This window comes from Paenibacillus sp. ACRRX (assembly GCF_022346885.1).
Taxonomy (GTDB): domain Bacteria; phylum Bacillota; class Bacilli; order Paenibacillales; family Paenibacillaceae; genus Paenibacillus_B.
On sequence record NZ_JAKRNK010000002.1, the window covers coordinates 104,119 to 117,251 of the forward strand.

10 protein-coding genes are annotated in these 13,133 nt (G+C 43.1%); 2 read left to right on the forward strand and 8 right to left on the reverse strand.

The window, feature by feature from the left end; genetic code table 11:
• Window positions 1-46 precede the first annotated feature (46 nt).
• Both MH117_RS06400 and MH117_RS06405 read right to left on the reverse strand, forming a co-directional pair.
• Complete coding sequence (locus tag MH117_RS06400) at window positions 47-3,178, reverse strand: efflux RND transporter permease subunit (protein WP_239327855.1); 3,132 nt, start codon at window positions 3,176-3,178, stop codon at window positions 47-49.
• Window positions 3,175-4,545 (reverse strand): efflux RND transporter periplasmic adaptor subunit, encoded by a 1,371-nt coding sequence (locus tag MH117_RS06405; protein WP_239327856.1) that lies wholly within the window; start codon window positions 4,543-4,545, stop codon window positions 3,175-3,177. The genes MH117_RS06400 and MH117_RS06405 overlap by 4 nt, the downstream gene beginning before the upstream one ends.
• Window positions 4,546-4,886: 341 nt before the next feature.
• On the opposite strand from MH117_RS06405, the gene MH117_RS06410 reads away from it, so the two are divergent.
• The gene (locus MH117_RS06410) at window positions 4,887-5,699 is read left to right on the forward strand and encodes a MerR family transcriptional regulator (protein WP_239327857.1); all 813 of its coding nucleotides are present in this window, start codon (window positions 4,887-4,889) and stop codon (window positions 5,697-5,699) included.
• Window positions 5,674-6,306 (forward strand): GNAT family N-acetyltransferase, encoded by a 633-nt coding sequence (locus tag MH117_RS06415; RefSeq protein ID WP_239327858.1) that lies wholly within the window; start codon window positions 5,674-5,676, stop codon window positions 6,304-6,306. The genes MH117_RS06410 and MH117_RS06415 overlap by 26 nt, the downstream gene beginning before the upstream one ends.
• 321 nt (window positions 6,307-6,627) lie before the next feature.
• Here MH117_RS06415 and MH117_RS06420 read toward each other — a convergent pair whose 3' ends face one another.
• The 6 genes from MH117_RS06420 to MH117_RS06445 all read right to left on the reverse strand — a co-directional run bounded on the left by MH117_RS06420 (window position 6,628) and on the right by MH117_RS06445 (window position 13,023).
• Entirely contained in the window at window positions 6,628-7,701 is a 1,074-nt protein-coding gene (locus tag MH117_RS06420; protein WP_239327859.1) for a hypothetical protein, read from the reverse strand.
• Window positions 7,691-8,266 carry a sigma-70 family RNA polymerase sigma factor gene (locus MH117_RS06425; RefSeq protein WP_239327860.1) on the reverse strand — a complete coding sequence of 192 codons (576 nt, stop codon included), beginning with the start codon at window positions 8,264-8,266 and terminating at the stop codon, window positions 7,691-7,693. The genes MH117_RS06420 and MH117_RS06425 overlap by 11 nt, the downstream gene beginning before the upstream one ends.
• An 82-nt stretch (window positions 8,267-8,348) precedes the next feature.
• Window positions 8,349-9,491, reverse strand: a complete 1,143-nt coding sequence (locus MH117_RS06430) for an efflux RND transporter periplasmic adaptor subunit (RefSeq protein WP_239327861.1) — start codon at window positions 9,489-9,491, stop codon at window positions 8,349-8,351.
• Between the two features lie 19 nt (window positions 9,492-9,510).
• Window positions 9,511-10,344, reverse strand: a complete 834-nt coding sequence (locus tag MH117_RS06435; RefSeq protein WP_239328665.1) for a carbohydrate ABC transporter permease — start codon at window positions 10,342-10,344, stop codon at window positions 9,511-9,513.
• A 56-nt stretch (window positions 10,345-10,400) separates the two neighbouring features.
• Entirely contained in the window at window positions 10,401-11,294 is an 894-nt protein-coding gene (locus MH117_RS06440; protein ID WP_239327862.1) for a carbohydrate ABC transporter permease, read from the reverse strand.
• A gap of 337 nt (window positions 11,295-11,631) precedes the next feature.
• The gene (locus MH117_RS06445) at window positions 11,632-13,023 is read right to left on the reverse strand and encodes an ABC transporter substrate-binding protein (protein WP_239327863.1); all 1,392 of its coding nucleotides are present in this window, start codon (window positions 13,021-13,023) and stop codon (window positions 11,632-11,634) included.
• Window positions 13,024-13,133 lie beyond the last annotated feature (110 nt).

Consider the following 13,133-nt stretch of genomic DNA (forward strand, 5'->3'; position numbering starts at 1 on the left):
AAGGCAAACGCAGGTGGATTACTCCGCTCTACAAGCTCATTTGACTCTAAACGGATAAATGTGTGCTGTCGTGTTGCTTCATTTGTTTGTTCAATTGCTGTTCGTGCCGTCGTTGCTGGCGCTTCAATTTGTAACGTGCGACAACCAGATACAAGGATGGAACCACAAACAAGGTTAATATTGTCGAGAAAATAAGACCAAAAATGATTGTGTTTGCCATCGGACGAAACAAAATATCACCGATAAGCGCAATCGGAATCATGCCAACAATTGCCGTCAACGAAGTGAGCAGAATAGGCCGGAAACGAGCAGCAGTTGCCTGAATGATCGCTTCCTCCAGCTCAGCCCCCGTATGTCGAGCATCTTCTATGAACTCGATCAATACGATGCCATTTCGTACGACAATACCTGCCAAAGAAATAATCCCCATCATGCTCATAAAGCCTATTGGCATGCCTGTAATAAATATACCGATGATTCCACCTGCTGCCGCCAAATAAACAGTAGTCATAATAATTAATGGAATTGACACGGAGTAAAATTGAATCGTAATTAACATCAGAATAAGAAAAATTACGAAAACAGATAATGCTCCTAATTCGGAAAAGATTTTATCCTGCTCGGATGTTTCCCCACCAATCGCCCAGCTAAAGCCTTCTGGGAACGAGATTCCGTTCATTTTCCCCATAATTTCTGTCATAATATCAGTAGCCGTACGACCTTTCACATCAGCATCCACTGTTATCGTACGCGCTAAGTTGTAGTGTTTAATTTGCTGAACGGAGAAAGCCGGCCTGAGCACCGCCACTTGAGATAACGGAATTTGTTTTCCTGCTGCATTGGTCACATTCAAATGATGGAAGAGTTCGTTCGGATCAGAGACACCTTTTTCGATGAACAAGCGAATACTGATCAGATTTTTCCCTGTGTTGTATTGACTTGACGCAATTCCGTCGCTTGCAAGCAGTAGTGTACGTGTCAGATTCGCATAGGACACCATGTATTGATCCATTGCCTGTTTGTTAATATCTAGTTCTAGACCATACTGCTCAATGCCCATATCATCTTTCACATTATAAGTTCCGCTGGTGTTCACAATCATCGATTTCACCTGCTGTGACAGTGCTTGCAGTTGCTCCATATCCTCGCCTGCGATACGAATGGAAACAGGTTTGCCCACAGCAATACCTAGCGAAGGAGCGCTGACCGTTATGGTTGCGCCATGATAATCTTGTCTGAATTTGCTATCCCATGCTTGAATGGTAGCAGGCAGATTCACTTTTTCTTTTTTTAATCTCACCATCACATTTCCGCTTGTCGGTGAATATTGTCCAGTAGGATCGGCATCCAGATCATAAAATAGTAAGGGAGCATTACCGCCTGCACTGAATGAAAATACATCCACCTCCTGCTGTTTTCCTATCCAATTCGCCACATGGTTAACAACACGATCCGTTTCCTGCAGCGAAGTTCCTGCCGGCATCTCGACATTAATGGTAAGCTCTGGACGTTCTGATTTTGGGAACAGTTCGATTGGAACAAACACCACCAAGAAATAAGCTGCTGTTCCGATTAGCAAGCCTGAGAAGCCTACGATGAATGGACGTTTAATGACTTTCTTCATTAACTTATCAGAATACAAACGTCCCATTGCCTCGATTTGCTTATTTAATAATCCTGGTTTGGAACGGATCGAAGCGATCTTGTCTTTCCTTCGTTTCTCATACCATTCGCGAAAAATCGGAATAATCGTTAAAGACATCACCATCGATGCCAGCATCGTTAAGGAGATCACAATCGGAATGGGTTTAATAAATGCACCGATGTCTCCTTTCAAAAAAATCAACGGCGCAAATGCGGAAATCGTTGCCAGCGTAGCCGTTAGTATGGAGATCGCTACCTCTTTGGTTCCTTTTACCGCAGCAACATGGGGTTCTTCCCCCAAATCTGTCAACCTTCGCTCAATATTGTCATTAACGACGACAGCATCATCAACTAGTATGCCAAGTACGATAATAAGTCCAATTACAGACATTTCATTAAGCGTTACATGCAGTGACGGCAGCAAGATTAAACCGATCGCAATGGAAATCGGAATGGCCAATGCCACAAAGGAAGCCGTGAGCAAACTCATGCCAAGCATACATATGACAATCACCGCAGCGATGGCGATAACAGTCTCCTTCGTTAAACTAGTGAAAATTTCATCAACACGATCGTTCTGGGCAAACAAAGTTATTAACTGAGCTTGCGACGGAAGACTTTTCTTTAGCTGTTCAAGCTTTCCCTGGACAAGCTTGTTCATCGCAGGCACGTCGCTGCCTGTTTCAGCACCGATCCCAATAGTCATAACAGGCTTGCCATTATAGTAAGCATAGTACTCCGATTTGGCATGAGTAAATTCCACCGTAGCAATGTCCTTTAAATAGACAGGCGCATCAGACTCAGATCTGGTCACAAGCAGATTGTTTAAAATATCAAGATGTTCGGCATCCTTGACAATCAGCTGATAGCTCCTGTTATTAAAAGTAATGCCCCCGGTCGGAACACGCTGCTTCTCTCCCTCCACAGCCACCAATACTTGCTCCCAGTTGATTTGATACTGCTGCAATTTATTGCTGTCGACACTAATATGAACTTCTTGCTTAGGAATTCCATTCAGATCTACTTTGGCAACACCCGGAATTGCCCGCAGTTGGTCTCGCCAGCTTATCATCAGATCATTAAGCTTATACAGATCTTTTTTACTCTCTGTAGTGATCGCATAAGAACCGATGAAGGAGCTTGCCAAGTCATCATTTACAACCGGAACCTTGACTCCTTCGGGTAATTCTTCTCGCACATCCTGCACGTTTTTGCGCAATTTGTCCCATACTTCTTTTGTATTTGCCTCATCTTTGGCCTTAATAGTAATAGAAGAATAACCTTCGGATGATACCGATATGATTTCCTTAATCCCTTGAATTCCCTTTACTTTCTGCTCCACAACTTTTGTGACCGTTTGTTCTATTTTCTGCGCGGAAGCTCCAGGGTAGATCGTAGTAATTGTTGCATACTTGATAACAATATCCGGCATTTCCTGCTGGGGGAGTCCGACAAAGCTAAAAGCTCCCACGATCATGGCCATAATAAAAAATAGCAGCGTTATTTTTCGTTTTTTTACTAAATATTCGATCATTGGGCAGCTCCTTTTGCAGCTTGAACTTGATCGCCATCAAACAACAGTTCGGCGCCCTTTGTTACAATTTGATCGCCTACTTGCAGGCCGCCGCTAATTTCAAACTGATTGTTCACCGTGTGTTCCCCTAACTGCACAATCGTTTTGGCAGCCACCCCTTTTTTTACTTTGTACACAAAAGGTTTCTCGCCATTACGGATAACCGCCTCTACCGGAACAAGAATGACATCCCGCCCCGCTCGATGCAGCCCCACTTTAACGACTTGTCCGGGAGACCAACCGAGCGATTCATTGTTAATGACAACCTCCCCGTTAATCGTGCCCGTTGCTGCATTTGTAATCGGATAAATTTTGTTGACCGTTCCCTTTGTAGTCGAACCATACAAGCTGACATCAACTGCCGTGCCGGGCTTCCACTGCTTGACTTCACGATCCGGTAAGGGTAGGAGCACTTTTAATTCGTCCACATTACCTAATGTGTACACGGACTGGCCTTCTGCAACCAGTTCTCCATTGTGAAATGACTTTGTTAATACAACACCATCAAAGCGCGAAAGAAGCGCCGCTTTGGATAAGGCTAATTCCGCTTGTCGTTTCGCACCAAGTGCTGCATTATACGCAGCAACTGCTTGCTTCTTGGCGGCAATGCTTGCCATTTTACCCGAGTTTGCTTCATCTAACATGCTGGATGCGGCACGCATTTGCTCTTTTGTTGCGCCCGCTTGCATTTCAGATAGAGCAGATTCTGCGTCTTTGACTGCATTTTGAGCATTTGTCAGTGCTAGCTGAGCACTCTCATTATCACTTTGGGACACCAATCCTTGCTCGTATAAACGATGGGAACGTTCCGCATCTATTTGAGCTTTCTCGCAGGCGGCTTGAGCTAAGGTTACGGCGTTCTTTAATCTCTCTCGCTGCTGTATTCGAGCGCCTTTCTTTATTTCGAGCAAATTCGCTTCAGTACGCTTGACTTGCGCAGTGGAAACATGGATAGCAGCTTCAGCGCTGTCCAGCGCGGCCTTGGCCTGTGCAGCACCTTGGATCGCTTGCTCAAGCTGAAGTCGATATTGATACGTGTCCAGCTTAGCAAGGATGTTTCCCTTTTTAACGATATCTCCGATCTGAACAGTTGTCTCCACGATTCGCCCGGGAATCTCAAAGGCTGCTGACATTTGGCTTTCTGGCTCCAATGTACCTGAAAGCGAATAATTTGTCGTTAGCGGCTGTTTGCTTATTGTGCTAACACCTACCACCCTTCCTTGCGGGGCTTGTGTTGGGATGCTGTCTTGTGTATCCACACTGGTGCAGGCGACCACTGCTACGCTACACATTATGCACAGCAATGCTGCTATTTTCTGTCCACGCACGATTCCATCTCTCCTCTATTACGTTCTATTTACGTAACATCCAACTCCACTTTCAGCGAGGGTTGAATGATAGATGAGTTCATATTAGTCCCTAGGTCAGACCTAGAGTCAAGCAAGGTGTTTGGATGGAATGTACTGCTGCAACATAAGCACCATAACTTGCATCCCAAGCAACTCTTTTGTAGTTGCTCGGGATGCCTGTATAAGTGCGGTCATCTGCTGAAGCGTGAGCATGATATGTTCCCACTTTAACTAATAAATTTACGTAAACACTTGACCTTAGGTCAGACCTAAGGTATATCGTTTAATTACGACAAGATTGAAGCTCAGGAGTGAGTGTTGTGAAAAATGAAATTACCATTAGTGAGTTAGCCAAGCTTATGAACGTGTCCATCCATCAAATTCGTTATTTTGAAGAGAAAGGAGTCCTGCTACCCGCGTATACAGACGACAATCAGTACAGATTGTATAGCATCGAGCAGGTATATCAGCTTGCCCATATTTTACTGCTGCGTAAGCTTGGAGTATCTGTTCAATCGATAAAAGAATGCATGACCACCTTTTCTGCGGATCAATATGACCAGCTTCTTCATCGTTCCCTTCGCAAAATAGAGGTCGAGATACAGCGCCTTCAAGAACTGCAGCAGTTCATTCAAAAAGTGCAGCAAGAACAAAAAAACTTAAAGAATATGTCCACTCCCTATCATATAAAACGGCGAGACACCACGTATTTCACACGTTGGATGGAAATGGATATCGGTACAAAGCTTAGTGCCAAGCAATTGGCTGCTCAAACAAAAAGCTTGCCCAACTTGTTTGAATTGGACCTTCATTTTATATGTGATGGTTCAAATACCGTCAGCTTCTGCCTGGAAACGCAAAAGCCCGGGGATTTATGTCTGCCTGAAGGAAACTACCTTGTCCTGCAGTGCTCCATTCTAGAAGATGATGAGCTTGATCAAGCCATTGAGCGGTTCTATGACTATGCAGCAGCACATTCTTATGTTCCGGCAGGCCCTCTCATTCTGATTGAGAAGTCCTATTTATCTTTGTTTAGCAATAATGAGCTTCATTACGAACTCCAAGTCTTGCTTGACGCAGGTGCTCATTTCGAAGGGGGGGCTGAATATGACAGCGGCAGGAATAACGGTTGAACCTATGCAGGCCAAGTACAATTTACAGGTCGGCCGATTGTTGGTTTACGGGTTTCGAGGGAAATTTCAGCATCTTACGAATTTGAATGATGACGATCTGGCACAATTTTTCGCAAGTCTGCTTGAGCTTTTTCCAGCTGCAATGACCACTCGCAGAGTGATTGCAGTCTATGAGGGGGAAGTGATCGGCACTTTGTCAATCAAATGGAACGTAGGTTCCATTATTAAGCAAGAAAAGAAAGCAAGTGCTTCGTGGAAAAACTTTAGTCGTTTCAGCAAATGGAACGCTGTTAAGCTGTTCCTCGGGTTATGGTCATTAGAGCATAAGCCACAAGTTGGAGAATGTTATATTGCTGATGTAGCTGTCCATCCAGGCCATCGCAGCAAAGGCATTGGCAGCATGCTATTGGATTGGGCGCGGCAGCATGCTCAAGCAGAGCCACGCTTGAAATTGCTTAGTTTGCATGTTTCAGGTAAAAATCCACGTGCCAGACAGCTATACGAGCAAATGTCATTTCGTAGGCATTCACACAAAATTAGTGTCATGAGCCATGTGCTGTTGAAGGAAGGGAATTGGTACTACATGGTACAAGAGATAACCAAATAAGAACCAGTGCTATTGACCGCAGCTGTTTTCCCTAGCAAATCACTCCAGCAAACGGCGAACTCAAATTTGTATGCCCTATTTATACAATGTTTTGCCTGGTGGCAAATTAATATGCCCGAACATCTGAACGAAATTAAACGCTTTTTTAATCAAACTTCGCCAATTTTCCTAATGACTTGTAAACACAATCTAATAGAAATAGGACCTCATGTTCAGCAAACATGTGAGGTCCTTTTAATCTAAATAAGGCCGGTTTCCTGTACGCAAAGGATACCGGCCTCTTGGTATTTTGCCAATCTTATTTGCCTTTACTTATTATTGCTACCATGCTGTTTCCGTTTTATGTTCAATGACTGCCAATACTTTTGGTTCAACAGCTTTCATCATTTTCTTCATTAAAAGCTCGCTAATAGTTCCTCCATCATGATCCGCTTTATATTGGTTTTCAGCCTGTGTTCTTGCAATTACATCAATCACTTGTTGTTTAGAGACATTTTTAGATGCTGCGATCTCCACAACAGATTTACCTTGTGCTAATTCTTGTTTTAATACTGTCGGGCCTATTTGTAGTAAAGAAAACAGTTTTTCATCATTTAAAAAGGAATCAGCAGTATAATCTGTCTTACCATTAAAAGAGAATAAACCTTCTACTTTAAGGTTTGAAGGAGTAGGATCACTGCCTCCTACCTGAGAAAGACTAATTGTATTTCCATAAACAAATACTTGGTAGAAAGGTGTTTCTGACTCCTTTTTAGTGTAACTCAACATCCATGTTTTCACATCCGGGTTCTCCATTTGCTCTATAGCAGCTTCGTAGTCTTTAATGCTGCCATATATTTTAACAATAAGATCATCCACCTTCGCCTTAATTTCCAGATCAGTTAAAGAATGGAGTGGTTTCTGCTTTGGCTCCCAATTCTCTTGAGTCAGATCTTCAATCTCACCCGTAATACCGTTTGCATGAAGCGTAATCTTTTTTCCTGTCTCTCCGTTTTCCTGCAGTACGATGCTTTGTTGGATCGTTGTGTTGCTTGAATCACTCGGGTCACCAAGGTAACTTGCATCGATAATCTTAAACGATCTTGTTTCCGGAAATGCGCTATACAGCTTCTCAAGTGTTGCTTTGCCCAACTTATCTACCTTGACTTGTTCAGCAGTCATTGGTGTTCTAGTAAATATATCAATCAGGGTAGGCGCAGCAAATGCTGCGGTCGGAATCAAAATAGCAGTCGCAACTATTCCAGCAATTAATCGTTTTTTCAAGGTTATCTCGCTCCTTTTTTGTTTCAAATATTGAGAATAGGACTGTTCTATTCGATTGGTAATGGCCGGTGGGCACGTCATATTTTTTGCCTCGTTGTGCAGATGTTCACGGATTGTGCGCTCAATAGTCATTGATCATTTCCATCCTTTCCCGGGGAAGATCCCCTAAGCTTTTTCGAAGCGCCTGTAAGCCAGCATGATATCTGGACTTGACAGTACCCAGCGGAATATCGAGCAAAGTCGCAGTTTCCTCAAGCGTATAGTCGTGAAAAAAGCGCAAGATAATCACTGTCCGCTGTTTATCGGTCAGTTTTCGTATTGACTGCGATATCATTTGGTTTGTCCCCTCCATCAACACAGTAGGTTGATCCCAATGAGACTCTTCCCGGGAGAAGACACGGACGCGTTCAAAAATTCGGAACCTTCTCCAGCCCTTTACCCGAAATCGCTGCACTTGACGGATGACCAAGCCGTTTAACCAAAAATGGAAAGGACGATTCGTATCGTAATTAGCAAGTGAGGTCCACATCTGCATATAGATCTCATTCATGACATCTTCCCGGTCCTGCTGATGATCCACGAGAAAGGAGACTGTTCGGTAGATGTCATGGTAGGTGGCATCGTACATCGTATGAAACGACTGTTGATCACCATCTTTCATTTTTATAAGTAGTTGGTACATATCTTCATTTTGCATTCAGAGGGCCCTCCTGAGTAACCAGCTTACACACTATATTGTCGCTCTATCGGAAAAAGGTTCGCTCCCCAAGACAAAATAATTATGGCATTCGAATCTTATCGCCATCCTGCAGAGGATCGCTGCTCTCGACGACGACTTGTTCTTGCTCAAATACACCTTGGGTTACGGCTGATACTTGCTCATTAGAATCCGCCACAATAATAGATGTTCTTCGAACGTAAAATGTATTGCCAAGCGGGCCATCTTTCCCTTCTATCGTAAATACATACTTTCCGCTTCCATCTTCGTGCACAGCTTTATTGGGTATCAATACCGCATCATCAGACGTCATTTTAGTGAGCTCCATATGAACTCTATCGCCTCTTTTTAAGCTCTTGTCTTGTATCGTGACCACAATACGCTTCATTGGAGAATTCAAGATCGCACCTTCACCTACTGAACCTGTATCAATAGAATTTGCATCTTCGATTTCTGCAATTTTACCTTCAACTTGCTTGTTCATTTTTTTATTTACTAGAACATCATGCTCTTGTCCTATCTCCAAGAGATCAGCTACAACCGCAGGGGCTAAAAACTCAAACTCAAATCCAAGGCTTCCGTTGGAGATACGTACATCTCCTCCCCCATTGGATGAAATGAGGCCATCTATCGCGTTGACTTGTGTGACGATTCCGTCAAACGGAGCAACCAATGCGCGATTATTAGTCAAGTGATCCTGCAGCTTTTGGATTTTTCGCTGCTGAAATCCCTGATCAATTTTATTGATCTCGATTACATTTTTGGCGCTGCGTATGCTCTCCTCATCCCCGCTATGTACAGCCTCCATAAAACTGCTCTGCAGTTCTTCCATTGTAAGCTTAAGCTTATGAAGACTCGCTTGTTCGTCCAGAATCTGTTGTTCCGCTTCTGTACTGTTGTATAGGACCAACTTCTGCCCTTTCTTTACAGCATCCCCTAATTTAACATCTACCCTCTCCGATTTCCAACCTGTACTATTCGTTAATGCTACCTCTGCCCTCCACTTTAATACACCACTACCTTGGAACGTATGAAGAAGCTGTCCCCGACTCGGCTCTACTATAACAACCTTAGGTAGAGTCAGAGCCATTATCGTGTTGCTGAGCAGCGTAAAAACAATCAGGAGGCCAATAAACCAGCCAGACAACCTTCGAATCTTTCGCTTACGTTCAGACTTCGTTTGATCTGTATGTTGTAATTCCATTATAATCACCCCTATATCACTATCCTTTAATTCCGGATAGCTGAATTCCTTCAATAAAGTAGGACTCTGCATATAAAAACAAGAGCACCATTGGGGCCATATACAGCACAGATGCAGCAAAAGCAATCCCCCGGGCCCCTTCGCTGACACGCGATAAATAAAGCGATAATGGCTGCTTGAATGAATCCTCCAGAAAAATAAGGGGCTGCTCGACCATATTCCAATTGTCAACAAACAGCAATACAATTAGTGCAGCAATTCCAGGCTGAATAAGAGGAACAATAATCTTATAAAAAATCCTCAAGTGCCCCGCTCCGTCCATTTTGGCAGCTTCGATATACGAATTCGGAATATGCAGCATGAACTGTCTTAACATAAATACACCGAAGGCACTGAAAATTCCAGGCAAAATAATCGCAGATGTTGTGTTCATTAGTCCAAGCTTCTCCACTATAAGGTAGTTGGGAACCAGTGTAACTTGAAACGGCATAATCATGGTCATCAAATAAACGACAAACAACTTATCCCGTCCCCAAAATCGGAGCTTGGCAAAAGCATAGGCCGCCAGAGATGCGACCAGCACTTGCCCAACGATGATCGGTGTAACTATCCATACGGAATTCCAAAACATTTGAAGGAACATCGGTTTATGAACCAACACTTCTGCATATTGATGAATGGACAACCAATCGGGAACCAGCTTCAAGTTAACAAATCCATCTTTTTCACCTGCTGCAGAATTGATCATCTTGCCAATGAGCTTATAGTTGTGTTCAATCTCACCTTCCGTCATCAACGAGTTAGTGAATGTGATAACAATGGGAAATAGCATGATCGCGGCGATTATTCCCATCACCAACGTTAACGCAACCTTACGAAATTTAGCCAACAATATCACCGTCCTTATACTTAATCCATAAATTTCCGAAAACGGCGTTCTATTGATAGCATAATTGTCACACTAATTAAAATGAAACCGACCATCAAGGTGGCAGCGGCCGTCAGTTTCTGAATATCGAGTGATAGAAACATGTTGTTCATATAATGCTGCAGCATATAAATACGGTCATGTGGATAATCACCAGCAATCAGATACGTTTCACGGAAAACTTTGAACGAATTAATAATGGACATTAAAATGACAAAGAATATCGTCGGAGTTAAGTAGACAAGCGTAATATGAATCAATTTATGAAATCTGCCGGCACCTTCGAGGTCTGCAGTTTCATAGTAATCTTTAGGTATACTTTGTAATCCGGCTAAAAATAAAACGATGTTGTATCCGATATTTTTCCATGTGTACACGGCAACCAACACGCCCATGGACCAATCTGATTTCATCCAATCGATCCGTTCAATTTGCATGCTTTGCATCCATACATTCACTGTACCATTCCAGTCGAACATTATTTGCCACATCATTACGATAGAGGCGACGGGTACCACAAGTGGCAATACAAAAGCTGTCTGCAGCCAATTCCGAACAAATAACTTTTGATTAAGCAAAATCGCAAATAGTAAGGATAAAACCATGATCAGCGGCACACTTATACCGGTAAATAGGAATGTGTTTGCTGCCGCTTTACGGAAGGAGCCGCTATCAAACAGTTCATTATAATTATCAAAACCAACAAACGACCCACCCACTGCGCTATCTTGGAATGAATAGAACAATCCCATGACAAACGGAATAAGATAAAAAATTGCGAAACCTAGCAAGCTCGGCGCCAAGAAAAGAACAGCTATCCTCCAATCTTGCCGCAGCAGCTTACATATTGTGCCTTGATACCACTTTCCCACCATGTTAAACATCTCCTAAATCCACGTCGAATGCGAAAAATGAACCATTCGCTTTTACCTTTTTACTAAGCCATATTCGTTGCATAGTCCCCTGCCATCGGCTTGTACACTACCAGTGTAGTACGCGAATATATGATAAGTGAGATGGACTTGTAATGGAGTTGTAAAAAGCTGAACTCACCTGGCAGCACAACGTAAAAAGGCCAGCTGCGCTTGCAGCTGGCCTTGGTTCTGTCAGTCTTTGAATTGTCGATCAAGGTTCATTCTTCGCCTTCAATAATGGAAAGATAGACGTATTCTCATTCAAATAAGTCACACGATCCGCCACAAGTTTAGCTGGTTATTCATTCAAGAAAGTCGTCACTCGATTCTGAATTAACTTGGCCACGGCTTCGGCTGACTTCTGTCCGCTGAAGAAGGCCTTCGATTCATTCGTAATGATCTCGTCAATCTTGGAAGGTCTGAACTCCACCGGATAGATCGCTTCAGCCAGGAAATGCTCCAACCCTTGAAGATCCTGTGCTGTCACGTCGAATACCTTCCCCTTCAGTGGTCCCATTTCTTGATCTGATATTACCTTGCCCTCCTGCAGCAGCTCCTGCACTTGTTTCTGATAGACGTGCTTATTTAATGGAAAACCCGCGCTGCCTGCTTTGGCTTGTACTTCATCCGACAACATAAATTTGATGAAATCCCATGCTTCCGCTTTAACCTTCGATTTGGCATTCATCCCGATTGTCTTGTAGGTTCTGAAATATCCTCCCGCTTCCTTCCCGTCTGCATGAGGTTTGGCGTACAGCTTGGACGTAAATTCATATCCCTTTCCATAGTACTCACTCTGCTTCATCGTTCGAATGTAGTCCGCCGGGGAAACAATCGAAGTGTTCCAAAATATCGATCGTGATGCTGTCTCCGAAGCCACCTGTTCATCGAATAACGATTTAACTTGATGCAACAGAGCAGTAAAACCTTCTGAATCGAATTTGGCTTCACCGTTTGCCTGATCCACATAGGTAGCATATTGATCTTTAACCATTTCATTTAACAAATAATGCGGTTCGCTTAATAAGACTGATTGGTTGTTGGCAGGACCCGCATTCTTTAGTTCCTTGGCCACGTCGACGAATTGACTCCAGTTCCAACTTTTATCATTGATCTCCACCCCGCTTTTATTGATCACCGTTTCATTGCCTGCAAGGCCATACAAGAAGAAGTTCAGCGGTATGCCATAGATCCCCCCGTCTAATTTAACAGCGTCCATAATGTTTGTGAAATATTGGTCTCTCTGAAAAGACGGATCATGTTCTATCAACTCTCTCATGTTGACCAACAATTGTTTATTCACATATCTTCCTATCGGCAGTAAGTCCATCGCAATGAGATCCGGTCCTGCGCCAGATAACATGGCCGTATTCGTCGTCTTAATAAACTTTTCGCTATCCTCTTCGCCATGTGCGTCATCACTCTCAACATAACTGAGATCAATCGTAATGTTAGGATGTTTGGCTTCATATTTCTTCTTTGCCTGCTTATAAAACTCATCTGGAAAATAGGTGGAGAACACGATCGTTTTTTTCTCCCCGTCCAATTTCAAATCTGGAGCATTCTTCTCTTTTAGCGTTTCTGTGTTTTTATTTTCGCTTTGTGCCTCGCCCTTACTCGCAGGGGTGCTGCATGCTGAGACCGAAATGATGAATAGAATCATTAACATCATGAATAACGTTTTTTTCATTATCTTCTTCCTTTCCCTTATGAACATACTGTGCCATGAACCCTAGTGTAGTAGGCGAATATATGATAAGTAAGATAGACTTATATAGGAGTTGTAAAATTTAGATTCAA